This is a genomic window from Streptomyces sp. NPDC059994 (assembly GCF_042737755.1).
Lineage (GTDB): Bacteria > Actinomycetota > Actinomycetes > Streptomycetales > Streptomycetaceae > Streptomyces.
The window spans coordinates 1-21,994 of sequence record NZ_JBHWUR010000102.1; the positions used below are offsets into that span (position 1 = coordinate 1).

19 protein-coding genes are annotated in these 21,994 nt (G+C 73.1%); 13 read left to right on the top strand and 6 right to left on the bottom strand.

Going from position 1 to position 21,994, the window contains the following annotated elements; all coding sequences use genetic code 11:
- Nucleotides 1–222 precede the first annotated feature (222 nt).
- Nucleotides 223–1,392, top strand: a complete 1,170-nt coding sequence (gene hutI, locus ACFWA7_RS32585; RefSeq protein WP_385826683.1) for an imidazolonepropionase — start codon at nt 223–225, stop codon at nt 1,390–1,392.
- On the opposite strand, the gene ACFWA7_RS32590 is transcribed toward hutI, so the two are convergent.
- Both ACFWA7_RS32590 and ACFWA7_RS32595 read right to left on the bottom strand, forming a co-directional pair.
- Complete coding sequence (locus ACFWA7_RS32590) at nt 1,371–2,246, bottom strand: NAD(P)H-binding protein (RefSeq protein WP_385545841.1); 876 nt, start codon at nt 2,244–2,246, stop codon at nt 1,371–1,373. The genes hutI and ACFWA7_RS32590 overlap by 22 nt on opposite strands.
- 128 nt (nt 2,247–2,374) lie before the next feature.
- Nucleotides 2,375–2,980, bottom strand: coding sequence for an HD domain-containing protein (locus ACFWA7_RS32595; protein ID WP_385826685.1), 606 nt, complete (start codon nt 2,978–2,980; stop codon nt 2,375–2,377).
- Between the two features lie 56 nt (nt 2,981–3,036).
- Between ACFWA7_RS32595 and ACFWA7_RS32600 the strand changes: the two genes are divergently transcribed.
- The 6 genes from ACFWA7_RS32600 to ACFWA7_RS32625 all read left to right on the top strand — a co-directional run bounded on the left by ACFWA7_RS32600 (nt 3,037) and on the right by ACFWA7_RS32625 (nt 9,680).
- Nucleotides 3,037–3,729, top strand: coding sequence for an aspartate/glutamate racemase family protein (locus tag ACFWA7_RS32600; RefSeq protein WP_385545847.1), 693 nt, complete (start codon nt 3,037–3,039; stop codon nt 3,727–3,729).
- A 109-nt stretch (nt 3,730–3,838) separates the two neighbouring features.
- Entirely contained in the window at nt 3,839–4,936 is a 1,098-nt protein-coding gene (locus ACFWA7_RS32605; RefSeq protein WP_385545850.1) for a GNAT family N-acetyltransferase, read from the top strand.
- Between the two features lie 182 nt (nt 4,937–5,118).
- On the top strand, nt 5,119–6,375 hold the full coding sequence (locus ACFWA7_RS32610; protein WP_385826695.1) for a glycosyltransferase: 1,257 nt from the start codon (nt 5,119–5,121) through the stop codon (nt 6,373–6,375).
- Entirely contained in the window at nt 6,372–7,193 is an 822-nt protein-coding gene (locus tag ACFWA7_RS32615) for a polysaccharide deacetylase family protein (RefSeq protein ID WP_385545853.1), read from the top strand. The genes ACFWA7_RS32610 and ACFWA7_RS32615 overlap by 4 nt, the downstream gene beginning before the upstream one ends.
- A gap of 140 nt (nt 7,194–7,333) precedes the next feature.
- Nucleotides 7,334–9,250 (top strand): hypothetical protein, encoded by a 1,917-nt coding sequence (locus ACFWA7_RS32620; RefSeq protein ID WP_385826687.1) that lies wholly within the window; start codon nt 7,334–7,336, stop codon nt 9,248–9,250.
- A gap of 46 nt (nt 9,251–9,296) precedes the next feature.
- Complete coding sequence (locus ACFWA7_RS32625; protein WP_385826689.1) at nt 9,297–9,680, top strand: hypothetical protein; 384 nt, start codon at nt 9,297–9,299, stop codon at nt 9,678–9,680.
- Between the two features lie 207 nt (nt 9,681–9,887).
- On the opposite strand, the gene ACFWA7_RS32630 is transcribed toward ACFWA7_RS32625, so the two are convergent.
- The 3 genes from ACFWA7_RS32630 to ACFWA7_RS32640 form a co-directional block, all read right to left on the bottom strand.
- The gene (locus tag ACFWA7_RS32630; protein WP_385826697.1) at nt 9,888–11,999 is read right to left on the bottom strand and encodes a lipopolysaccharide biosynthesis protein; all 2,112 of its coding nucleotides are present in this window, start codon (nt 11,997–11,999) and stop codon (nt 9,888–9,890) included.
- A gap of 139 nt (nt 12,000–12,138) precedes the next feature.
- The gene (locus ACFWA7_RS32635; protein ID WP_385826699.1) at nt 12,139–13,284 is read right to left on the bottom strand and encodes a DegT/DnrJ/EryC1/StrS family aminotransferase; all 1,146 of its coding nucleotides are present in this window, start codon (nt 13,282–13,284) and stop codon (nt 12,139–12,141) included.
- Nucleotides 13,285–13,440: 156 nt separating this feature from the next.
- Entirely contained in the window at nt 13,441–14,289 is an 849-nt protein-coding gene (locus tag ACFWA7_RS32640; protein ID WP_385545897.1) for an RNA polymerase sigma factor SigF, read from the bottom strand.
- A gap of 391 nt (nt 14,290–14,680) precedes the next feature.
- Here ACFWA7_RS32640 and ACFWA7_RS32645 point away from each other — a divergent pair, with 391 nt between their 5' ends.
- The 6 genes from ACFWA7_RS32645 (at nt 14,681) to ACFWA7_RS32670 (ending at nt 19,985) form a co-directional block, all read left to right on the top strand.
- On the top strand, nt 14,681–15,049 hold the full coding sequence (locus ACFWA7_RS32645; protein WP_385545860.1) for an STAS domain-containing protein: 369 nt from the start codon (nt 14,681–14,683) through the stop codon (nt 15,047–15,049).
- 80 nt (nt 15,050–15,129) lie between these two features.
- Nucleotides 15,130–15,600 carry an ATP-binding protein gene (locus ACFWA7_RS32650; protein WP_385545862.1) on the top strand — a complete coding sequence of 157 codons (471 nt, stop codon included), beginning with the start codon at nt 15,130–15,132 and terminating at the stop codon, nt 15,598–15,600.
- 194 nt (nt 15,601–15,794) lie between these two features.
- Nucleotides 15,795–16,442 (top strand): peptidase, encoded by a 648-nt coding sequence (locus tag ACFWA7_RS32655; protein ID WP_385545900.1) that lies wholly within the window; start codon nt 15,795–15,797, stop codon nt 16,440–16,442.
- Nucleotides 16,406–17,473, top strand: coding sequence for a hypothetical protein (locus tag ACFWA7_RS32660; RefSeq protein ID WP_385826691.1), 1,068 nt, complete (start codon nt 16,406–16,408; stop codon nt 17,471–17,473). Before ACFWA7_RS32655 ends, ACFWA7_RS32660 begins: the two co-directional genes overlap by 37 nt.
- Entirely contained in the window at nt 17,470–18,564 is a 1,095-nt protein-coding gene (locus ACFWA7_RS32665; RefSeq protein WP_385826693.1) for a hypothetical protein, read from the top strand. The genes ACFWA7_RS32660 and ACFWA7_RS32665 overlap by 4 nt, the downstream gene beginning before the upstream one ends.
- A 14-nt stretch (nt 18,565–18,578) precedes the next feature.
- Nucleotides 18,579–19,985 (top strand): hypothetical protein, encoded by a 1,407-nt coding sequence (locus tag ACFWA7_RS32670; RefSeq protein ID WP_385826701.1) that lies wholly within the window; start codon nt 18,579–18,581, stop codon nt 19,983–19,985.
- A 151-nt stretch (nt 19,986–20,136) separates the two neighbouring features.
- Here ACFWA7_RS32670 and ACFWA7_RS32675 read toward each other — a convergent pair whose 3' ends face one another.
- Nucleotides 20,137–21,654: a peptide MFS transporter gene (locus tag ACFWA7_RS32675; RefSeq protein ID WP_385545871.1), complete on the bottom strand. Its 1,518-nt coding sequence runs from the start codon at nt 21,652–21,654 to the stop codon at nt 20,137–20,139.
- Between the last annotated feature and the right edge of the window lie 340 nt (nt 21,655–21,994).

Genomic DNA, 21,994 nt, shown 5'->3' on the forward strand with positions numbered 1-21,994 from the left:
GTTCCCCGCGCCCCTTGAATGCCGCTGCGCGGCAATCCCCTGGGCGCCCCGAAGGGGCGCATTTCAGGGGCGCGGGGAACTGCGCGAGCAACCACACACGACCCGCAGACAAGCCCCGGGCCAAAAAGCCCGCAGCCGACGAACCCGGCCGCCCGCCCAGGGCTTTCGGGAAGGGGCGGGGCGGGGTACAAGACCGCCGACCACCGACAGGAGCCCGCACCGATGACCACCACCCTCCTCACCAACATCTCCACCCTCGTCACCAACGACCCCACCCTCGGCCCCACCCCCCTCGGCCTCATCGAGAACGCCGCCGTAGTGATCGACGGCGACACCATCGCGTGGGTGGGGGCCCAAGACGCCGCGCCCGCCGCCGACACCACCCACGACGCGCAGGGCCGCGCCGCCGTCCCCGGGTTCGTCGACTCCCACTCGCACCTCGTCTTCGCGGGCGACCGCACCCAGGAGTTCAACGCCCGGATGTCGGGGCAGCCGTACAAGGCGGGCGGGATCCGGACCACCGTCGCCGCCACCCGCGCCGCCACCGACGCCGAGCTGGGCGCGAACGTCGCCCGGTACATCGGCGAGGCCCTGCGGCAGGGGACGACCACCTTCGAGACCAAGTCCGGGTACGGCCTCACCGTCGAGGACGAGGCCCGCGCCCTGCGCGTCGCCGCCGAGCACACGGATGAAGTGACCTATCTGGGGGCTCATATCGTGGCCCCGGAGTACGCCGAGGACCCCGCCGCCTACGTCGAGCTCGTGACCGGCGAGATGCTCGACGCCTGCGCCCCGTACGCCCGTTGGGTCGACGTCTTCTGCGAGAAGGGGGCGTTCGACGGGGACCAGGCCCGGGCCGTCCTCCTCGCGGGCAAGGCCAAGGGGCTCATCCCCCGTGTACACGCCAACCAGCTCTCCTACGGGCCCGGCGTCCAGCTCGCCGTCGAGCTCGACGCGGCCAGCGCCGACCACTGCACCCACCTCACCGACGCCGACGTCGACGCGCTCGCGAGCGGCTCCACCGTGGCCACCCTGCTCCCCGGCGCCGAGTTCTCCACCCGCGCCCAGTGGCCCGACGCCCGGCGGCTGCTCGACGCGGGGGTGACGGTCGCGCTCTCCACGGACTGCAACCCGGGGTCCTCGTTCACGTCCTCGATGCCGTTCTGCGTCGCGCTCGCCGTACGGGACATGAAGATGACCCCCGACGAGGCCCTCTGGGCCGCCACCGCCGGGGGCGCCGCCGCGCTGCGGCGCACCGACGTCGGGCGGATCGCGCCCGGCGCCCGCGCCGACCTCGCGCTGCTCGACGCGCCGAGCCACGTCCACCTCGCCTACCGGCCCGGTGTGCCGCTGATCAGCGACGTCTGGCGTCAGGGCATCAAGTGCCGGTAGGCCCTGGGGTGGGCCTCCAGGTACTGGGCGAACGACTGCGCCCGGTGCCCGGCCAGCCGGGGCACGGTGTCCGCGACCGTCGCCATCTCCCCGGCGGCGATCGCCTCGTACGAGCTCACCCAGCCGGTGACCTCCCACTCCTCGGCGCCGTACCCGGCCCGTGAGGCGAAGGCCTCCTCCCGGGTCTGCGCCACATAGGTGACCGTCCGGCCCGCCACCCGGCTCAGCTCCGCCGCCACCTCGGTGAGCGTGAGGGCTTCGGGCCCGGTGACGTCGTACGTGACGCCGTCGTGCTCCTCGCCTTCCTCCAGGAGTACGGCCGTCGCCACGTCCGCGATGTCCTCGTGCGCCACGCCCGAGACCCGGCCGTCCCCGGCGGGGCCCCGGATCACCCCGTCCGGGCCCGCCATCGCGGCGAGCCCGGACAGATAGAGGCTGTCCCGCAGGAACGTGTACGCCAGGCCCGTGCCCCGGATGTACTGCTCGGTGTGCCAGTGGTCGCGCGCGAAGGTGAACGCGGCGTCGGGGGCGGCGCCGAGGAACGACACGTACACGAGGCGGCGCACACCCGCCGCGACGGCCGCGTCCACGGCGGTGGTGTGCTCGCGTACGCGGCCGGGGGCCTCGTGCGCCGACACCATCAGCAGCGCCCCGGCCCCGTCCAGCGCCTCCCGCATGGCCCTCCCGTCCCCGAACGCGGCGGCCGGCGCCTTGACCGCCCCGGCCAGATCGGGCAGCCGGTCCGGGTCGCGCCCGACGAGCCGCGTCGCGATGCCCCGCTCAGCGAGCCGCCGGGCCACCCGACCGCCGATGGCTCCACTGGCACCGGTTACGGCGATGACGGGGGTGGTCATGGGCCCTCCTGGGGGTCGAGGTGCGACGTGCGATGTGCCTGCCTGGCTGTGGGCAATCGTGCCGCCGGGGCGGCACGGGTGGGCACAGCGGCACGCGGCGCACGCCGGTTGGTGCGACCCGCTCGGCCTCAGCCCAGATCCAGCCCGTTCCCCAGCGCCCGCGCCTCCCAGCCCGCCGCCACCAGCTCCCCCGCCGCACACCCCGGCTTCCGCTCCGCCTGGTCGCGGAACAGGCCCACGAACGACGCGGCGAAGCCGAGCCGGGGGTATGCGCGTACCAGGGCCTCCCGGAAAGACGGGTCGAAGGCATCCAGGCCGCCGCCGGAGACATCCGCCGTCGTCCCCACCTGAAGCAGCCGGCTCTCCACGTCCTGCTCGACGGCCACGTCGTCCCGCATGTGCAGCACGATCAGCTCGGCCGCCCGGTCGCGGCGCGCGTCGGGCCAGCCGAGGCCCGCCGTGAAGACGCGGGCCAGATGGCCGCCCGCCTCCTCGAAGGGCAGGGTGTGGCTGTCGAAGGGCGGCGTGAGCGACAGGTCGTGCAGGAGCGCGGAGACGAAGAACAGCTCGCGGTCGTAGTCGAGGCCGCGCTCCTCGGCCCAGGCCGCGCCGAAGAAGTACGACCGCACCGAGTGGTGGTACAGCGCCTCGTCCGCGTACTCCGCGCAGACCAGCCGCGCCGCCTGCGCCGCATGGCCCTCGGGCACCTTTATCCCCGCGACCTCGGTCAACATACGCGTCCCCACCCCTCGTCGAGTCAATCGATCATCCCCCAGCCTAGAGTGGCCGGATGAGGACCATCGGCCTGATCGGCGGAATGAGCTGGGAGTCCAGCGCGGAGTACTACCGGCTTCTCAACGAGCTCGTACGCGAGCGGCTCGGCGGGCTGCACTCGGCCCGCTGTGTCCTGCACTCCGTCGACTTCGCCGAGATCGAGGAGTTCCAGCGCGCCGGGGAGTGGGAGCGCGCCGGGGAGGTCCTGGCCGACGCCGCCAAGGGGCTGGAGGCGGCCGGGGCCGACCTCGTGCTCATCTGCACCAACACCATGCACAAGGTGGCGGACCAGGTCGCCGCGGCCGTCTCGGTGCCGCTGCTGCACCTGGGCGACGCGACCGCTGAGGCCGTACGGGCCCGGGGCATCCGCCGCGTCGGCCTCCTCGGCACCGCCTTCACCATGGAGCAGGACTTCTACCGGGACCGGCTGCGTTCACATGGGCTGGAAGTGGTCACGCCCGACGCCCGAGACCGCGCCCTCGTCCACCGCGTCATCTACGAGGAGTTGTGCCTGGGGGTCGTACGGGACGAGTCCCGTGCCGCGTATCAGGACGTCATCTCCCGGCTCGTCTCCGACGGCGCCGAAGGCGTCATCCTCGGCTGCACCGAGATCGAGCTGTTGATTCGTCAGGAACACAGCCCCGTACCGGTGTTCCCCACCACCCGCCTCCACGCCGAGGCCGCCGTCACCGCCGCGCTCACCCGCTAGAGCGCCGACCTTCACCGTACGGTCACAAGAGCGGCCGATCGGCTACCGTCCCGACATTTCGACCGGTACCGTCCTTGGCACGTGCTCAGGGGGAGACCGGGGGGTCGAATTGAGCAGTGGACGCGGTGGCCGGATCCGGGTGGTCGGACCCGGTGAGCTGAACGCCGGTGAGCTGGATGTCTGGCGTGAGATTCGGGCGAAGTCGGGCGCGCCCGCGAACCCGTTCATGGAGCCCGAGTTCACCCTCGCCGTCGCCCATGTGCGGCCCTCGGCGCGGGTCGCGGTGGTCGAGGAAGGGGGCGAACCGGCCGCCTTCTTCCCCTTCGAGAAGGGCCGGTTCGGGCGGGGGCGGGCCATCGGGTTCGGCGTGTCCGACAGTCAGGGGATCGTAGCCCGGCCCGAAGTGGCCCTGGAGGTCAGGGAGTTGCTGCGCGCCTGCTCCCTCTCCGCCTGGGCGTTCGACAACCTGGAGGCCGGGCAGGGGCTCTTCGTCCCGGGCGCGGCCGACTCGTACCCCTCCTTCGTCGTCGACGTCGGCGCGGGGTACGAGACGTACGAGAGCGGGTTGCGCGAGCGCTCGCCCAAGTTCTTCCGCACCACCACCGCCAAGGAGCGCAGGCTCGGGCGGCAGGCGGGCGAGGTGCGGTTCGTCTTCGACGAGCGGGATCCGGGGGCGCTGCGGCAGCTCATGGAGTGGAAGTCCGCGCAGTACCGCCGCACCGGCCGCCGCGACCGGTTCGCGCAGGACTGGATCAGCACCCTGGTGCGGTACCTCGCGCACACCGGCGCGCCCGGCTGCTCCGGCGTCCTGTCCGTCCTCTACGTGGCGGACCGCCCGGTCGCCGCCCACTTCGGGCTGCGCTCGCGCACGGTCCTGTCGTGCTGGTTCCCGTCGTACGACCCGGAGTTCGCCAAGTACTCGCCCGGGCTCGTCCTGCATCTGCGGATGGCCGAGGCGGCGGCCGCCGCCGGGATCGGGGTGCTGGACCTGGGGCGGGGGGCCGCCGAGTACAAGGACGCCCTGAAGACCGGGGAGATCCCGGTGTACGAGGGTGCCTCGGTGCGGCCGGGGGCCGGGGCCGCACTGCACTGGCTGGGCCGCGAGCCGTCCCGCCGCGCGCACGGGTTCGTACGCGAGCGGCCCGCGCTCGCCGCGTTCGGCCGGCGCACGCTGAAACAGGCGGGCCGCCTGCGAGGCGGGCGCTGAGCCCGGCCGCACGACCCGCCGGGCCGCACGACCCGCACCGCCGCACCACCCGCACCGCCGCACCACCCGGAAGATCACGGGGGAGTCGCATGTCACGTCGTACGGCACACGCGCGCAGAGCAGGCGCACCACGGCTGCCGGAGGCCGAGGGGCTGGTCCGGGAGCAGGGTGTCCAGGGGGGTATCGGCGTCGGGGAGCTGGACCTCGACGGGCTCGACGGCGGGGTGCTCTCGCTGGCCCCCGCGCCCGGCGGGCCGCCCGTCGGGGAGGGCGAGGTGTACGTCCTGGTCAGGCTCAGGGGCCGCCCGGTCGGCACGGTGATCGGCCGGGTCGGACCCGGCGAGGACGCCGCCGAGGTGCTGGCCGCGGCCGCCCGTAAGCAGCTCGCCGGGCATGTGCCGCCGGACGGGCGGTCCGCGTCGCCGGTGCCGCTGCCGCGCGCCAGCGTCGTCGTCGCCACCCGTGAGCGGGCCGGACAGCTCGCCCGGGCGCTGGATTCGCTGCTCCGCCAGGACCACCCCGACTACGAGATCGTGGTCGTCGACAACAACCCGGTGACCGCCCAGACCTGCGGGCTCGTCGAGGAGAGCTACGCGGCGCACGGCGTGCGCTACGTCCGCGAGCCCGTGCCCGGCCTCGCCGCCGCGCACAACCGGGGCGTCGCCGTGGCAGAGGGAACGATTCTGGCGTTCACCGACGACGACGTGGTCGCCGACCCGCGCTGGCTGAGCGCGCTCGCCGCGCCCTTCGCCGCCGACCCGGGGCTCGGCTGTACGACCGGGCTGATCCTGCCCGCCCGGCTGCGCACGCCCGCGCAGATCCTGCTGGAGAGCCACGGCGGGTTCACCAAGGGCTTCGCGCCGCGCTGCTTCGACCCGGCCCGGCCGCCCGCCGACGAGCCGCTGTTCCCCTTCACCGCGGGCCGGTTCGGCTCCGGCGCCAACATGGCCTTCCGGGCCGCCGCCCTGCGTGCCGTCGGCGGCTTCGACCCGGCGACCGGCACGGGGACCCCGGCCAGGGGCGGCGACGACCTGTACGCGTTCGCGCGGATAGTCGTCGCCGGGCACCGGCTCGGCTACACGCCCGAGGCACTGGTCTGGCACCACCACCGCGAGACCTGGCAGGACCTGGAGAACCAGGCGTACGGCTACGGCGCCGGGCTCACCGCCTACCTCACCGCGCTCCTGGTGCGCCGCCCCGCCCTGCTGCCCGCGCTCCTGGCCCGACTGCCGCGCGGCCTCGCCCACGCCCGCGCCATCAGCGCCCACCGCGCCGCGGGCGAGCAGTCGGTGCCGGGCGAGCACGGCGCCCGGGCCTACCCGTGGCCGCGCGGCCTGTCCCGCCTGGAGCGCCGCGGCATGCTGTACGGCCCCCTCGGCTATCTGCGGGCCCGGCGCCGGGTGCGCGGACTGCGGCGGCCGTGGGAGGCGACGCGATGACGACGGCACCGGCCCCTTCGGGCGGCGGGGACGCCGTCCCCGTCCTCCTCTACCACGCCGTCATGGACGACCCGCCCGCCTGGATCGCCGAATTCACCGTCTCGCCGCGGCAGTTCGCCGCACACCTCGACGCGATCGTGGCCAGTGGTCGCGCCCCCGTCACCGTCGGCGCCCTCGCCGGCCACTTCGCGGGGCGGGCGGTGCTGCCGCCGAGACCCGTCGTGCTCACCTTCGACGACGGCTTCGCGGATCTGCCGGGGCCCACCGCCGACGCGCTCGCCGTACGCGGGCTGCCCGCGACCGCGTACCTCACCACCGGCGCGCTCGCCCCGGGCGGCCGTTCGCTGCTGCCCCCGGCGCCGATGATGACCCTGGACCAGGCGAAACTCCTGGAGCAGTACGGGATGGAGATCGGCGGCCACACGGTCTCGCACCCCCAGCTCGACACACTCACCGCGAAGGCCCTGCGGCGCGAACTGGCCGACTCCAAAGCGACGTTGGAGGACGCGCTCGGCCACGAGGTGGCCCATCTCGCGTATCCGCACGGCTACAACAGCGGCGCCGTGCGCCGGGCCGCCCGCGCCGCCGGGTACGAGAGCGCCGTCGCGGTGCGGCACGCGCTGAGCTCGGACGCCGACGACTCGTACCGCATCGCCCGCCTCATCGTGCGCCGCGGCCACACCGTGGCGGACGTCGAGGCGTGGATGGGCGGCGCGGGGGCCCGTACCGCTCCGTACCGGGACTCGGCGGCGACCGTCGGCTGGCGGCTCTACCGACGGGCCAGGGCGGCCGTGCGCGGCCCGGTCTTCGCGGGGTGAGCGGCCCGGCGGAGCCGCCGGGGACGGGACCGTACGACAGCATCACAAAAGCGAAGCAGGTTCCTATACTTCGCTGAAGGGGACAGCCAGGGGACGGCGGCGTGACGGCCGCGCACCACATCCGTGGGGGGAGTCGCACTGTGCAGCAACGCGTGCCCGCGCCGGTGACCGGAAGCAGCGAGCTGCCACCGGAAGGCGGCGCAAGCGAGGAGGGGGAGGCCGCGCGCGCCCCGAAGCGCGGCCTACCGGATCTGATCGAGCCTCAGACCCTGTTCACCTGGCTGCCGTTGGCCCTGGCGAGCGCCCTGTGGCTGTACGCGCTGCCGCACATCGACTACCGGCACATGGGCGACTGGGGCCTGCTCGACCAGCTGCCCGCCGCCTTCTTCCTCTCCCTCGTGGTGCTCACCGCCGGGTTCGTGGTCAGCCTGCGGCGGGCCGGGACCGCGCCCTGGTGGCCCGGCCTCTACAGCGTCGCCCTGCTCTTCGCCCTCAAGGCGCCCACCGCGATCCTCTACGACTCGGTGCGCTACCCGTGGGCCTCCAAACACGACGCCGTCGTCACCCACCTGCTGGTCAACCAGGACCTGCGGCCGGGCACCCCGCTGTCGGGCAACATGGCCGCCTACGACCAGTGGCCCGGCTTCTTCACCCTCAACTCGGCGCTGGTGCGCGCCTTCGGGGTGGAGACCACCCGGTCGTATCTGAACTGGGCGGCGCTCTTCTACGGAGTGATCCTCATCCCCGTCCTGGTGCTGATCTACCGCACCTTCGCCGAGGACTGGCGGCTGGTGTGGACCGGCGTGTGGATCTTCGAGGTCGCCAACTGGGTGGGCCAGGACTACTTCTCGCCGCAGGGCCTGGCGCTGATCCTGCACCTTTGCGTACTCGCCGTGGTCCTGCGCCACTTCGTACGCCCGGGCTCCGCCGGGGACCTGCGCTCGCGCGCGCACCTCGATCCGGCGGCCGCTTCCGTGCCGCCGCCGACGACGGCCCGCCAGCGCGCGGTCTGCGTGGTGATCCTCGCCCCGCTGATCGCCGCCATCAACTTCACCCACCAGCTCACACCGGTGATGCTCTGCGTCTCCCTGTTCGCCCTCAACCTCACCCGCCGCTACCGCAACCCGGGTCTGCTCGTCGTCACCGGCCTGATCATGCTCGTCTGGGACCTCACCATGGGCCGCCCGCTGTTCGTGGAGACCCTGGACTCGCTCAAGGAGTCCGCGGGCAACCTCCTCAACAACTCGCGGGCCGGGTACGCGGGCGAGCTCACCGGACCCGGGCCGGTGCTCCAGGGCCGGGCCGACATCGTGATGGTCCTGGGGGTGGCCGCGCTCGCCGCCTTCGCCGTGCTGACCCGCCGCAAGCTGCTCAGGAGCGCACTGCCGCTGCTGCTCGTCTCGATCGCGCCCGTACCGATGTTCGCGATCAACGACTACGGCGGCGAAATGCTCTTCCGGGTCTATCTGTTCGGGCTGCCGGGCGCCGCGTTCTTCGCCGCGGCCGCGCTGGTGCCCGCGCCCGGCGCCGCCAAGGAGCCCGGCCGCATCCGCCTCGGGCCGGTGGCGCGGCGGCGGATCCCGGCGGTGGCGCTGCCCGCCGTGCTGCTCGCCCTCGTCGCCGGGTTCCTGCCCGCGTACTACGGCAAGGAGCGGATGTACTACACCCCGCCCGCCGAGACCGCGCTGGTCACCCGGGTGATCGACGAGGCGCCGCGCGACTCGCTGATCCTCGCCGCCACCGGCTCCTTCCCGATGGCGCTGCACCGCTACGACCAGCTGGAGCACTGGTTCTTCGTGGAGCAGGCGCTGCCCGACAACATCAGGATGCTGAAGGACCCGGCCGCCTTCCTGGCGCCGGGCCTGCCCAAGGACGGCAGACCCGCGTTCGTGCTGCTCACCCGTACCCAGGACGTCTACACGGCGGGCGAGGGGCTGCTGCCCGCCGGCGGGTTCGCGGAGCTGACGGCCAAGCTCTCGGCGTCGCCGCTGTTCCGGGTGATCGACCGCAACAGTTACGGAACCGTCCTGCGGTACCGGCCTCCCCCGAGCTCCTGAGGAGCAGGAGGACCCCCACCGCCGCGCCGACCGGAGGCAAGCCGTCGTGACCCTCGCCCAGAACCTCATCCGCGTCGCCCTGGCGCTCTCCGGCTGGGCGGCGCTGGCCGCGACCCAGCTGCCGGACGCCACCCCGGCGCGCTGGATCCCGGTGCTCCTGTTCGTCTCCCTCGGCCCCGGCTTCGCGCTGCTCTACCCGCAGCCCGACCTGCTGCGCCCCGGCGCCCGCCTGGAGGCACTGGCGCTCGCGGCGCCGCTCAGCCTCTCGCTGGGGGCGCTGGTGTCGACCTGCCTGTTCCTGGTGGAGGGGTTCTCGGCGACCGCGTTCCTGGTGGCGCTGGCCGCGTTCGCCACGGTGGCGGCCGCTTTCCCGGGCCTGCCGCTACCGGCCGCGACGCGGGGGGCGGTGGAACGGCCACGACGCCGGTAGGTCCGGGCCCGGTGTTCGTCTGCGGGCCCGCGCCCCTGGCTGGCCCGGCCTTTGTCTGCGGGCCGTGGCGGGTTGCCCGCGCAGTTCCCCGCGCCCCTGAGGGGGTTGCGGTCACCGGGGTTGCCGGGGGATCACCCCGTAGGGGCGCCTTCAGGGGCGCGGGGAACCGCGCGAGAAGCGACCACCGGCCCGCGGACGAAGGCCGGGTCAAAGAGCCCGGCGTCCGCCGAGCAGTACCGCGGCCGCAGCCACCCCGCACAGCGCCGCGAAAACCGGCACCGCCGCCTGGGCGAACGCGGCCTGCCACGCCCACCCGGCCACCGCGAGCACCCACACCACCACCGACGTCAGCCGCCAGTGCGCGCCCACCGCCATCAGCGTCAGCGCGACCAGGGCCAGGCAGAGCACCTGGAGGGCGATCGGCAGAAAGCGCTCGGCCCCGGCGGGCGAGTCCAGCCCCGCCACCTCGGTCAGCATCCGCGTCAGCGCGGAGTGCCACGGGCCCGCCAGCGGGTCCGGCCGCACCCCGAGGATCAGCGGCGCGGTGTGCAGGGCGGCCACCGTCACGCCGAGCCCGGCGGCGAGCAGGGCGGGGCGGGCCCGGTAGAGCGAGACGGCCGCGCTGCACACCACGATCAGGAGCACCCCGGCGGTGAGCGAGACGGGCGGCAGCGCGGAGATGAGCCCGGTGCCGTCGACGTGGTCCGAGGCGGCGTTCCTGGCGTCCTGGGCGCGCGACAGCGGCACCCAGAACAGGCCCGCCGCGAGCCCGAGCAGCAGCCACAGCACGGTGGCCAGCAGCGGCTCGTCGTCGGGCTCCGGCTCGCCCGGCCGTACGGGCCGCAGGTGCAGGGTGGTCGCGGTCGCCCCGCCCCGGCCGCCGCCGGATCCGGCCCCCGGCGCGCCGCCGGGGACGTACACCGGGATGCCGAGCGCCGGGGTCCCGGTCTCCAGGCCGCCGCTGAGGTAGGCGGTCTGGGTGGTCCAGCGCGTCCCGTACTCCTTGGCCTCCTCGGTCCGGGCGAGCGCCGCGTTGCGGGCCCAGCTCGTGCCGTACTCCTCGGGGCCGCGCTTGCGGGGCGCGCGGGGCGTGCGCACGGTGGCGCGTCCGGCGAGGGCGGCGCGCAGCCCTGGCGCCGAGACGAGCGCCATGCCGCACATCGACACCAGGACCGCCCAGCCCGCGCCCTGGATGCCGGTGGTGCCGAGCAGCACCGCCGCGCTGCCCAGGACCAGGGTGCACATGGCGCCCTGGAGCAGGGCGAGGACGCCGGTGCGGCCCTGGACGCGCAGCACCCCGATGTAGAGCTCGACGGCGACCCGGGGCAGTGCGGCGGCGGCGAGCAGCCGCAGGACGAGGGTGCCGTGCTCGGCGTAGTCCGCGCCGAACGGGGCGAGGATCCGAGGGGCGAAGACGATCAGGAAGGCGACGACCGGCACCAGCAGCAGCGCCATCCTGCGCAGCGCCCCCCGTACGCCGTCGGCGAGCCGGTCCGGGCTGTGCGAGGCGTGCGCGGTGAGCGAGGAGGCCATGTTGATGGCCATGAACTCCATGGTCCCGCCGACCGTGTACGCGATATAGAAGAACCCGTTCTGCGCGGCGTCGAACCGGACCGCGACCATCACCGGCAGCAGATTGATCATCGCGAGCGAGAAGAGCGCGCCGACCGAGTCGCCCGCCAGGAAGCGCCCTATCTCGCGCATCTGGGGCACCGGCCGGTCGCGGTCGGCGGCCGCCTGGGCCGGGATCAGCCTGTGGAAGATCAGCCGGCCGAGCGGCAGGATCGACAGGACCATCGCCGCCGCCCAGGAGAGGAAGACGCCCAGGGTGAAGGCGGCGAAGCCGGCGAGCAGCAGCAGCTTGCCGAGGGAGAAGACCGCGTTGCCGACCGGCACCCAGACCGCCTTGCGCAGCCCGGTGAGCACCCCGTCCTGGAGGGTCAGCACCGCCCAGGCGACCGAGGCGAGCACGAAGACCACCCCGGAGGAGAGCCCGCCGAGCGGTTCGTACGAGGCCCCCCACAGCGGCAGCGTGAACAGGAAGCCGACGCTCGCCACGGCCACCACCACGGTGCTCGCCACATACGCCCGCACCACCAGGGGCCCGGTCGCCCGGCCCGCGCGCGGCACATAGCGCACCACCGCGCCGATCATGGTGGTGGCGGTGATCGAGGCGAGCAGCCGCATCGCGGCGATGGCGGCGGAGCCCTGGCCCACCGCCTCCTCGCTGTAGTAGCGGGCCGCGACCAGCCAGAAGCCGAGGCCGAGGGCGGCGGAGACGGCCGTGGAGAGCATCAGGGCGTAGGCGTTGCGGAACATCGAGTCACCGCCCCCGTCACCGGCCGCCGGCGGGCTGTCCTCGGGCCCCGGGGGGTCCCCGGCCGCCGGTTCCGTGGCGTCCGGCCCCCCGCCCGGTCCCTCGTCCCCGCCGACGGCCCGCCGCGCGTCGGACGTGGTGTCAGACACCGGCGGGCCCGCCTCTCGCGGGGCGGGCCCCCGACTCCTCCAGGACCCGCAACGACAGCTCGGCCTTCAGCGGGTCGACGGGCAGGGCGTGCCGCGCGAACCAGCGCCCGGCCTCGGGGGCGGGCGACGGGTCGGTGAAGCCCGCGCCCGCGTAGTCGTCGAGCGGCGGGTCGTAGAGGTAGCCGACGTTCACCTGTGCCTCGGCGAGCGCCGCCCGGGCCGCGTCCCGGTCCTCGACGAGCAGCGGCACCCGGAACAGCGGCTGTACGGGACCGGGCCCCGGCCGCGCCCACTCGCTGGCGAGCAGTCGCTCGGCCCCGGCCCGGTGCCGGGCGAGCACCGCGTCGAGGCGGCCCAGCTTCCGTTCGATCCGGGCGCGTCGGAGGCCGCCCGCGCCGGTGCGGTAGTCGTGCATGTCCACCCGTACCCAGGAGTGGAAGGCGCGCAGGGAGGGCGCTGCGGTGACGGCCCGGCTCAGCTCGCCGCCTCTGAGCGCCATCCGGATGTCCTCGCGCTCCTGGCGCCCCAGCATCCGCAGCACCGCCCACGCGGCGGGTGCGAGGCGCAGGCCGCGGACCGTCGCCTCCGCGTACGGCCGGGCCCAGTAGGCGAGTTCGGCCGTGCGCCGGGGCGGGTCGAGGAGCTCGTCGCGGGTCTTGACCAGGGCCTCGCGAAGCCCGGGGTCGGCGACGGCGAGGAAACCGCCCGCCTTGGCGGCGGTGTGCTTGGAGAGAGAGAAGACGGCCGCGTCACCGAACGTGCCGACCGCCTGCCCCGCCACCTCGCTCCCGATGGCGTGGGCCGCGTCCTCGATGAGCGGGATGCCCAACTGATCGCACCTGGCGCGCAGTCGGGGCGCCGGGTCCGGGTTCCCGTACAGATTGGTGGTGAGGACCGCCGACAGGCCCGACCAGGTCTCCTCGGGCACGGCGGAGAGGTCGATCGAGCCGTCGCGGGCGTCCAGCGGCGCCTGTACGGGCCGCAGCCCGGCCGCGAGCACCACGAAGAAGATGACGTCGTCGTTGACGGGCGACATCAGGACCCGGCCGCCGGGCGCGCACCAGTGGCGCAGCGCCACGTACAGCGCGAGCCGGCAGGACGGCAGGTACAGGCACTCGCGCCCGAGCCGGTCCCGCATGGTCGCTTCGAGCGTCGAGCACGACGTGGTCTCGTACGGCATGAGTCCCCCCAGACCCCCCGGTTGCCCCGCGCTCAATGTGACCCAGACCGCACTGTTCGTCAACAATTGCGGCGGCCCGTCCCCAGAAGGGACGGGCCCTCGCACGGGCGTGCCTCACTCGTCGAGCGTCAGCCCCTTGCGCAGCCGCGACAGGGTGCGCGCGAGCAGCCGGGAGACGTGCATCTGGGAGATGCCGAGCTCCTCGCCGATCTCGGACTGCGTCATGTTGGCGACGAACCGCAGCGACAGGATCTTCCGGTCCCGGGGCGGGAGTTCGGCGATCAGCGGCTTGAGCGACTCGATGTACTCGACGCCTTCGAGGTCGTGGTCCTCGTAGCCGATCCGGTCCGAGAGGGCGCCCTCGGTGTCGTCCTCCTCGGGCTGGGCGTCCAGCGAGCTCGCGGTGTACGCGTTGCTCGCCGCCATCCCTTCGACGACCTCTTCCTTGCTGATGCCCAGGCGCTCGGCGAGCTCGCCCACCGTCGGTGCGCGGTCGAGTTGCTGGGCGAGTTCGTCGCCCGCCTTGGCCAGGTCGAGGCGGAGTTCCTGGAGGCGCCGGGGCACCCGGACCGACCAGGAGGTGTCGCGGAAGAAGCGCTTGATCTCGCCGACGATGGTCGGCATGGCGAACGTCGGGAACTCCACGCCTCTGTCGTGCTCGAAGCGGTCGATCGCCTTGATCAGGCCGATGGTGCCGACCTGGACGATGTCCTCCATCGGCTCGCTCCGCGTACGGAAGCGGGACGCGGCGAACTTGACCAGCGCCAGGTTCAGTTCGACGAGCGTGTTGCGTACGTAGGAGTACGCGTGGGTTCCCTCTTCGAGGGAGTCGAGCCGGGCGAAGAGCGTCTTCGACAGGGCCCGCGCGTCCAGCGGCGCGATGTGTTCGTAGGGAGGGATCTCCGGGAGATCGTCGAGTCCCTCGATCAGGGTGTGCGGCACGTGCGTTGCCGACGTATCCATGGATTCGTCGAGCAGGGGTGACATGGGGTCTCCTCCATCGTTCTCGGCATATGGCTGCCGACGCCTATACGTGGCGAATCGGTGTGCGGCGCCTCCATGGCCGGTCGCGGGTGAAAATCTGTCTCTCCTACCCCTACCCGCTTTGGTTGTACCGCCGCAAGGTTGAGTTGTCCGTATATGCCCGTTTCGGTACGGTGTTCGGCTTCCGGCGCGCGTAGGGAAGGCGTAGTGTTCTCGGGGAGTCCGCGTGTACGGAGCCGTGTTCGGTGACGTATGCGGAGAGGTGCGTCACTTGTGACGGGGAGCACGGTTTCCGCACCGAACGGGCGAGCGAACCACTGCCGCACCGCTCACGGTGCGGCACGGAGAATGATGGCGAAGAGGGACGGGCATGGACCGCGGCATGGTCGGTAGCGCGAATCGGGGCCGGCTCAAGGTCGGCGTCCGCTCGTACGGCCCCAGCGAGATCTTCACGCCCGTGGGTGAGCTGGACCACCACACGGCAGAACTGCTCAGCGAACCTCTGGAGAACGCGGTCGCGGCCGGCCGCGGCCGGCTCGTCGTCGACTGCGCGCAGCTGGAGTTCTGCGACTCCACCGGGCTGAACGTGCTGCTCGGCGCCCGGCTGAAGGCCGAGGCGATCGGTGGCGGAGTACATCTGGCGGGAATGCTCCCGGTGGTGGCCCGCGTCTTCGAGATCACCGGGGCGGAAGCGGTCTTCACCGTGCATGATTCGCTCGAAGCCGCACTGGATGACTGACCCCGCTTCGGCGGGGCAGGAGACCAGACTCAAGACGTTGGCGATCCAGGCATTCGGTGAATCGGTGAGGTGAAGCGCTGATGAGCACCACCCGGCAGCACCAGCCGGGCGACCGCGGCCCCGAGCCGGACGGAGCTCCGGTGACGGCCTCGCGCGTCCTCGCGCTGTACGGAGCCAGCGGCATCGTGCCACTGGCGCGCGACTTCACCCGCCAGGCACTGCACGAGTGGGGCTGGCTCCCGGCCGCCACCGCCGACCGGCGCGCGGCCGCGGAGGACGTCCTGCTCGTGGTCTCCGAGCTGGTCACCAACGCCTGTCTGCACGCCGAGGGCCCCGAGCAGCTGCGCGTCGTCCGCACCTCCAAGATGCTGCGCCTGGAGGTCACCGACCGCGGCTCCGGCCAGCCCGCGCCCCGCACCCCGCACCGCGCGGGGCGGCCCGGCGGCCACGGCATGTTCATCGTCCAGCGGCTCTGTCTGGACTGGGGGGTCGTCCGGACGCCCGGAGTGCCCGGCAAGACGGTCTGGGCGGAGCTCGCCGCGCCCGCGTAGGGCGCGCCCCCTCGGAAATCCGGCGTGCGCGCGGAGCACCCGCGCCCCAGGGCACTCGTGTCACTTGCGATCCGTCATCCACCGCGTTGTGTGTCTTCCCTCTCCAAGGTCCCCGGCGTACCTTGACGCCCAATCTGATGTGCCGTCAGTAACTTGAACGGCCTCGGGACCGAGGGAAATTCGAGGTGTCGTACGTGTCGTACCAGAAGCGGACAGCACTCGCCCTTGCGGCTGCCCTGGCGGGCCCGGTGGTGCTGATGGCCGCCCCGGCCGCCCACGCCGACGTCGTGGACGTCAACTACAAGTGCGAGACACCCATCGGCCCCAAGGCCGCGGTGTCGCCCATCGACATCAGGGCCGTCAAGAGCGGCAGCGCCTACAAGCTGACCATGTCGTTCCAGAAGGGCGTCTCCTCCAGCCCGGTGGCGCTGGGCGCCGGGGCGATGAGCCCGAGCGCGGTCATCAAGCTGGGCGGCCCCGACAAGGGCACGGTGGCGGTGTCCGGAGCGGCCAACACGGCCGAGATCCCGGCCAACAGCCCGATCAAGATCAGCGACTTGAGCGGTACGTACACACCGAAGGCGTCCGGCAAGGTCACCTTCACCGCCTCGATCCTCACCATCAAGGCGCTGGGCACCACCACGACCTGCACCCCGGGCAACAGTCCCGGCCCCTCGCTCTCGCTGGACGTCACCGGCGCCTCCGGGCCCGTCGACGCGCTGCCGAAGACCGGCCCGCTCGACTCGGCCGTGGCCCTCGGCACGCTCGGCGGCACGGTCCTGCTCACCGGCGCGGCCGGGGTGCTGTGGCTGACCCGGCGCGGCGCACGGGCGCACGGCTGACCCGGTCCGTACCCACGGGACGGCCCCGGGCGCGGGGACGCGCCCGCAAGCCGTACGTCGTCAAGCCGCACGCCGCACCGCTCGACGGGGAGCCGCTGATGCCGCCACGACCGATCCGCCTGGCCGTGTTCGCCGCGGCCCTGGCCCTGACCGCCCTGTCCGCCCCCGCCGCGCGCGCCGCCGACGGGGAGTGGACCGCCGCGCCCACGTCCGGCGGCGGCTCGCGGCCCAGCGGCGACGGCAGACCGTACTTCTATCTGGAGGGCGCGCCCGGCTCCGTACTGGAGGACCGGCTCTCGCTCGCCAACCCCACCGCGCGCCCGCTGACCCTGCGGCTGCGCGGGGCCGCCGCGTACAACACCGCCACCGGCGCCTTCGCGGTGCGCCCCGGCGCCGATCCCTGGCTCGCGCTCGCCTCGGCCGAGGTACGGATCCCGCCGCGCACCCGGGCCGAGGTGCCGTTCGCGGTCACCGTCCCGGCGGGCGCCCCGCCCGGCGACCACCCGGCGGCGCTCGTCGCGTCCGGCGGCGGCCGGGAGGCGGGGGTGCGGGTCCAGGTGCGGGTCGCGGGCCCGGTCCTGCCCGCGCTCACCGTCGAGGACGTACGCGTCGACAGGGGCCGCTCCGTCATCCGTTACGCCCTGGTCAACCGGGGCAACACGACCCTCGCCCCGAGCCTGGCCGTCCGCGCCGACGGGCTCTTCGGGCAGCCGCTGCGGCGCCCGGCCCGGCCGCTGCCGGTCGAGCTGCCGCCCGGTCAGCGCGTCGAGCTCACCGAGCCCTGGCGGCGCCCGCCCGCCCTCGACCGCGTCGAGGTGCGCCTGACGGTGACGGCGGACGGGGCCGCCCGGGGTGAGGCGACGGCCTCGGCGGTGTTCGTGCCGTGGGGCCCGGTGGCGGGCGCCGGGTGCGTGGCGGCGGGCGCGGGCGCGGCGCCGTGGGTACGGAGGCGGCGCCGTCGCCCGGATCCGGGCGGCCCCGAAGTCATTCACCCCGTAAGCGAGTTGGCGACGACGGGAGCAGCATCGTGAAGCCGCGTACGAGAGGGGCGGCGCTGGTCGCGGCCGCGCTGTTGACGCTCCCGCCGGCGTCGGCGCTGTCGTCGGCGGCCGCGAGCGCCGACGACGCGAAGCCCGCCGTGACGCTGTCGAAGCCGGAGGCGGCCAAGGGGACCGAGATCACCGCCAGTGGCACCGGCTGGCGGCCCGGCACGCTCCTGATGCTGCTGGTCTGCGGCCAGTCCACCCCCGGGCAGGGCGTGATCGGCGGCACCAACTCCTGCGCCAACGCGGACGGGCGCGCGGTGACCACCGACGCCAGGGGCGCCTTCAGCAAGCCGCTGCCGGTGGCCGCACCGCCCAAGCCCTGCCCCTGTGTGGTGCACGTGGCCACGGTGACGGGCGAACAGGCGGTGGTGGACGCCGAGTTGAAGATCACCGGCCATCCGGTGGCGCCGCTGCCCGAACAGTCGGGCACCGGGCGCCTGAGCGTCCTGACCGCGCCGGAGCTCGACGGGAGCAGCGGGATTCTCACCTGGTTCGGGGCACCGCCCTCGCGCACGCTCGTCGTCACCGTCGGCAACCTCGGCGCGGCCCCGGTCAAGGACCCGGTCTTCCGAGTGGGCACCTCCCACGGCGTGTTCGCGCCGCAGTGGGAGGACCGGCAGTGGAAGGGCACCATCAAGCCCGGCGGCAAGGCCGAGGTCAGGCTGGGCTTCGAGCTGTCGGCGGGCTCGCACGGCGACTACCAGGTCTCGGTGAAGTACGGGCAGAAGGTGCTCGCCACCCAGCCGTGGGGGGTGGGCCGCCCGTGGGGCGTCACCCTCTTCTGGATCCTGCTGGGCGTGGTCGTCCCGGCGGCGGTGTTCCGCATCGGCATGGCGGTGGTGGACAGGGTCCGCCCGAGCGGGGCGGGGCACACACGGCGGGGGCGCGCGGGGGGCCGCGCCCGACCCCGCCGGCCCGTCCGCAGAGCCGCCGCCGAACCGCCCCCGCAGCCACCGGCCGACGACACCTCCACCACGGCCACGACCACGGCGACGACGCCCCTGCCGTGGTTCACCCCCGACTCCGCACCGACCGAGAACCGTCCGAACACCCCCACGACGAAGGGAAATCCGTGACCACGCAACGGAGGATGAGCGCGGCCGGAGTCGCGCTGATGCTCGGAGGCGCGGGAATCGTTCTGGCCGCCGGGCCCGCCCGGGCGGCAGAGGTCTCGTACGCCACCGAGTGCATCCCGCCACCCATCTCCGGCCTGCCGCCCGTCGAGGGCACCACCAAGGTGCGGATCACCGCGCCCGCCGAGGCGAAGGTGGGCGACGAGGTCGAAGTGGTGTGGAAGACCGTCCAGGCCGCGTCGAAGAACCCCGATGTGCTCGACCTGGAGAAGGACACCGTGAAGCCGACCGGCACCGTCAAGGTGGCCGGTGCCCAGAGCGCCGACCTGGCGGTGGAGGGCCCGCGGCAGAACCCGCCGATCCCCAAGAACAGCCCGATGGTCCTGCCCGACATGAAGGCCAGGCTGAAGCTGACCAAGGCGGGCGACGTCAGGCTGACGCCGGACAAGTACGACATCAACGTCAGCAAGCCGCTCTCGACGGACACCAAGTGCTCCCCGAAGGAGACGGTCGGCGCCGGGGCGACGATCAAGGTGACGGAGGGCGGGGGGACGTCGGGTGGGACGACGGCGTCCGGTGGTACGACGGGGAGCGGTGGGACGACGGCGTCCGGCGGTACGACCGGGAGCGGAGGGACCACGACGTCCGGCGGGACCACCGCCTCGGGCGGGACGACCGGCGGCACCACGACCTCCGGCGGCACCACGTCCACGGGCGGCACCACGTCCACGGGCGGAACCACCACCGGCGGCAGCGGCGGGCAGACCGACTTCCCCGGCAAGGAAGTCGCGGTCACCTTCGCCTGCAAGTCCCCCGGCCCGGCCAGTATCAATTCCAAGGTGACGATCGGCGCCAGGAAGAACGGCGGGAGTTACGACCTCACGGTCAAGACCGCCAAGGGCGTCATGAACAGCCCGGCCCCGCTTCCCGCGGGCGCGCTGAAGCCCTCCATGCAGATCACCGTCGGCGGCGCAGACAAGGGCTCGGTGACGGTGACGGGACCGGCCAACTCCGGCCCCCTGAACACCGGCGACCCGGTCAGCCTCTCCGACATGACCGGCACCTACAAACCGGGCGCGAGCGGCAAGTCGACACTCAGCCCCGGCGCCCTGACGATCGACGTCACCCTGGGCGGCTCGAAGATCAACATCCCCTGCACGGTCAAGGGCGCGGCGCCCGTGTCCCTGGAGCTGGACACCACGGCCCAGCAGGGCGGCGCGTCCGGCGGTACGAGCACCTCCGGCGGCAGTTCCGGCGGTACCGCCGGCGGCGCCACGGGCAGCAGCTCCGGCGGCCTCGCCGAGACCGGAGCGAACGACCACGGCGCCCTGCGCGCCCTCGGCCTCATCGCCGGGACCGCCGTCCTGCTCGGCGGCGCGGTCTTCACCTTCACCCCGTGGCGGCGGCTGCGCGGCACGCGCTGAGCCGTCCCGTACGTACGGATACGCGGTACGGATACGCGGTACGGATACGCGGTACGGATACGCGGTACGGATACGCGGTACGGATACGCGAAGGGCCGCCGCACCCCGAAAGGTGCGGCGGCCCTTGGCCCTGCGGCGTGGTGCGGTGCGCTTAGTGCACGCCGCCCATGAGCGACTGGACGTTCTTGCGGTACATGTAGATCGCGAGGCCCGCGACGGCGGCCATCGAGGCCTCCATCGCGATGATCCCGAGGCCGTCGAGGCTCACACCGGCCAGCGAGAGCAGACCGGTGAAGCAGTCGCCCGCGGTGACCGCGAGGAACCAGACGCCCATCATCTGGGAGGCGTACTTCTGCGGCGCCATCTTCGTGGTGACCGAGAGGCCGACCGGGGAGAGGCAGAGCTCGCCGATGGTCTGGATCATGTAGATCGAGACGAGCCACATCGGGGAGACCTTGCCGTCGCCCGCCATGTTCATCGGGACGATGAAGACGAAGAACGAGGCGCCGATGACGACCAGGCCCATCGCGAACTTCACGATGGTGTTGGGCTCCTGGTTCTTACGGGCGAGCCACAGCCACAGCCAGGCGAAGACCGGGGCCAGGGCCATGACGAACAGCGGGTTCAGCGACTGGTACCAGGTGGCCGAGAAGTGGATGCCGGCGACGTTGTCGGTGGTCTTGGCGTCCGCGAAGAGCGACAGCGTCGAGCCGCCCTGGTCGTAGATCATCCAGAAGACGGCGGCCGCGACGAACAGCCAGATGTAGCCGTTCATCTTGGACTGCTCGGTGGTCGACAGGTCCTTGTCGCGCTTGATGCGGACCAGAACCGCGATCGGGATGATCAGACCGGCGAGGGTGAGCGGAACCAGCGCCCAGTTCAGGGTGTAGGCACCCATGGCGACCACGACGCCGTAGAACACGGCGAGGGCGGCGACGGCAACGGCGACCTTGGTGAGAACGCCCTTGCGCTCCTCGGCCGACAGCGGGTTCGGGACGAGGCTGCTCTTCGGGTCCAGGTGCTTGGTGCCGAGGAGGAACTGCGCCAGACCCAGGGCCATGCCGAGCGCGGCGAGGGCGAAGCCCAGGTGCCAGTTGTGCTCCTTGCCGACCGTGCCGATGACCAGCGGCGCCGCGAAGGCACCGAGGTTGATGCCCATGTAGAAGACGGTGAAGCCGCCGTCGCGTCGCGGGTCGTCCGCACCGTTGTACAGGTGGCCGACCATCGTGGAGATGTTGGCCTTGAGGAGACCGGAGCCGACGGCGACCAGTACCAGGCCGGCGAAGAACGGCGCCTGGCCGGGCAGGGCCAGCGCGAGGTGACCGCTCATGATCACGAAACCGGCGACGGTGACCGTCTTGCGGGCACCCCACACACGGTCGCCGAACCAGCCGCCCGGCATCGCCATGAGGTAGACCATGGAGACGTAGACGGAGTAGATGGCCGTGGCCGTGGTTGCCCGCATGGCGAGGCCGCCGCCCTGGGCGCCGGTCGCCGCGTCGGCGCCGCCGGAGACCAGGTAGTACACGAGAAGGGCGCGCATGCCGTAGTAGGAGAAGCGCTCCCACATCTCGGTCATGAAGAGAGTGGCCAGGCCGCGGGGGTGGCCGAAGAAGGTCTTCTCGGAACCGGTGGTGCTCGCCGAGTCCTTCGTCAGGCTGGACGCCATGGTCGATCCTTGCTTGCTCGGGACGCGCGCTTCGTGAGCGGTGGTCGCGCCCGGTGGGGGGTGGCCGGCACCGGCAGGGGAGCCGCCCCGCCCCTACGCCCGAGGGGTTCGCATCCGTGGTGACGGAGTCGAGAGGACGGACCCACCGGGATCCACGCCCGGGGCGCGACATCGCGCCCGGGGCCCGGCCCATAGGTCATTCACTGTATTCGGAACCAGTAATTCCGGTCCGTTCGCAGAAAAGAGACCTTTGGCGCGCCAAGCAGGCCAAAGGTCCCCGAGTTAGTGCTAAAGGCGTTGAGACACCATACGACACCACACAGCCGCATATGGAAGGACT

Bases quoted from the DNA above. Each gene is read 5' to 3' on its own strand.
- ACFWA7_RS32615 (WP_385545853.1), top strand. From the start codon at position 6,372: ATGACGACGGCACCGGCCCCTTCGGGCGGCGGGGACGCCGTCCCCGTC.
- ACFWA7_RS32670 (WP_385826701.1), top strand. From the start codon at position 18,579: ATGAGCGCGGCCGGAGTCGCGCTGATGCTCGGAGGCGCGGGAATCGTT.
- ACFWA7_RS32640 (WP_385545897.1), bottom strand. From the start codon at position 14,289: ATGGATACGTCGGCAACGCACGTGCCGCACACCCTGATCGAGGGACTC.
- ACFWA7_RS32645 (WP_385545860.1), top strand. From the start codon at position 14,681: ATGGACCGCGGCATGGTCGGTAGCGCGAATCGGGGCCGGCTCAAGGTC.
- ACFWA7_RS32600 (WP_385545847.1), top strand. From the start codon at position 3,037: ATGAGGACCATCGGCCTGATCGGCGGAATGAGCTGGGAGTCCAGCGCG.
- hutI (WP_385826683.1), top strand. From the start codon at position 223: ATGACCACCACCCTCCTCACCAACATCTCCACCCTCGTCACCAACGAC.
- ACFWA7_RS32595 (WP_385826685.1), bottom strand. From the start codon at position 2,980: ATGTTGACCGAGGTCGCGGGGATAAAGGTGCCCGAGGGCCATGCGGCG.
- ACFWA7_RS32635 (WP_385826699.1), bottom strand. From the start codon at position 13,284: ATGCGGGACCGGCTCGGGCGCGAGTGCCTGTACCTGCCGTCCTGCCGG.
- ACFWA7_RS32675 (WP_385545871.1), bottom strand. From the start codon at position 21,654: ATGGCGTCCAGCCTGACGAAGGACTCGGCGAGCACCACCGGTTCCGAG.
- ACFWA7_RS32630 (WP_385826697.1), bottom strand. From the start codon at position 11,999: ATGTTCCGCAACGCCTACGCCCTGATGCTCTCCACGGCCGTCTCCGCC.
- ACFWA7_RS32590 (WP_385545841.1), bottom strand. From the start codon at position 2,246: ATGACCACCCCCGTCATCGCCGTAACCGGTGCCAGTGGAGCCATCGGC.
- ACFWA7_RS32650 (WP_385545862.1), top strand. From the start codon at position 15,130: ATGAGCACCACCCGGCAGCACCAGCCGGGCGACCGCGGCCCCGAGCCG.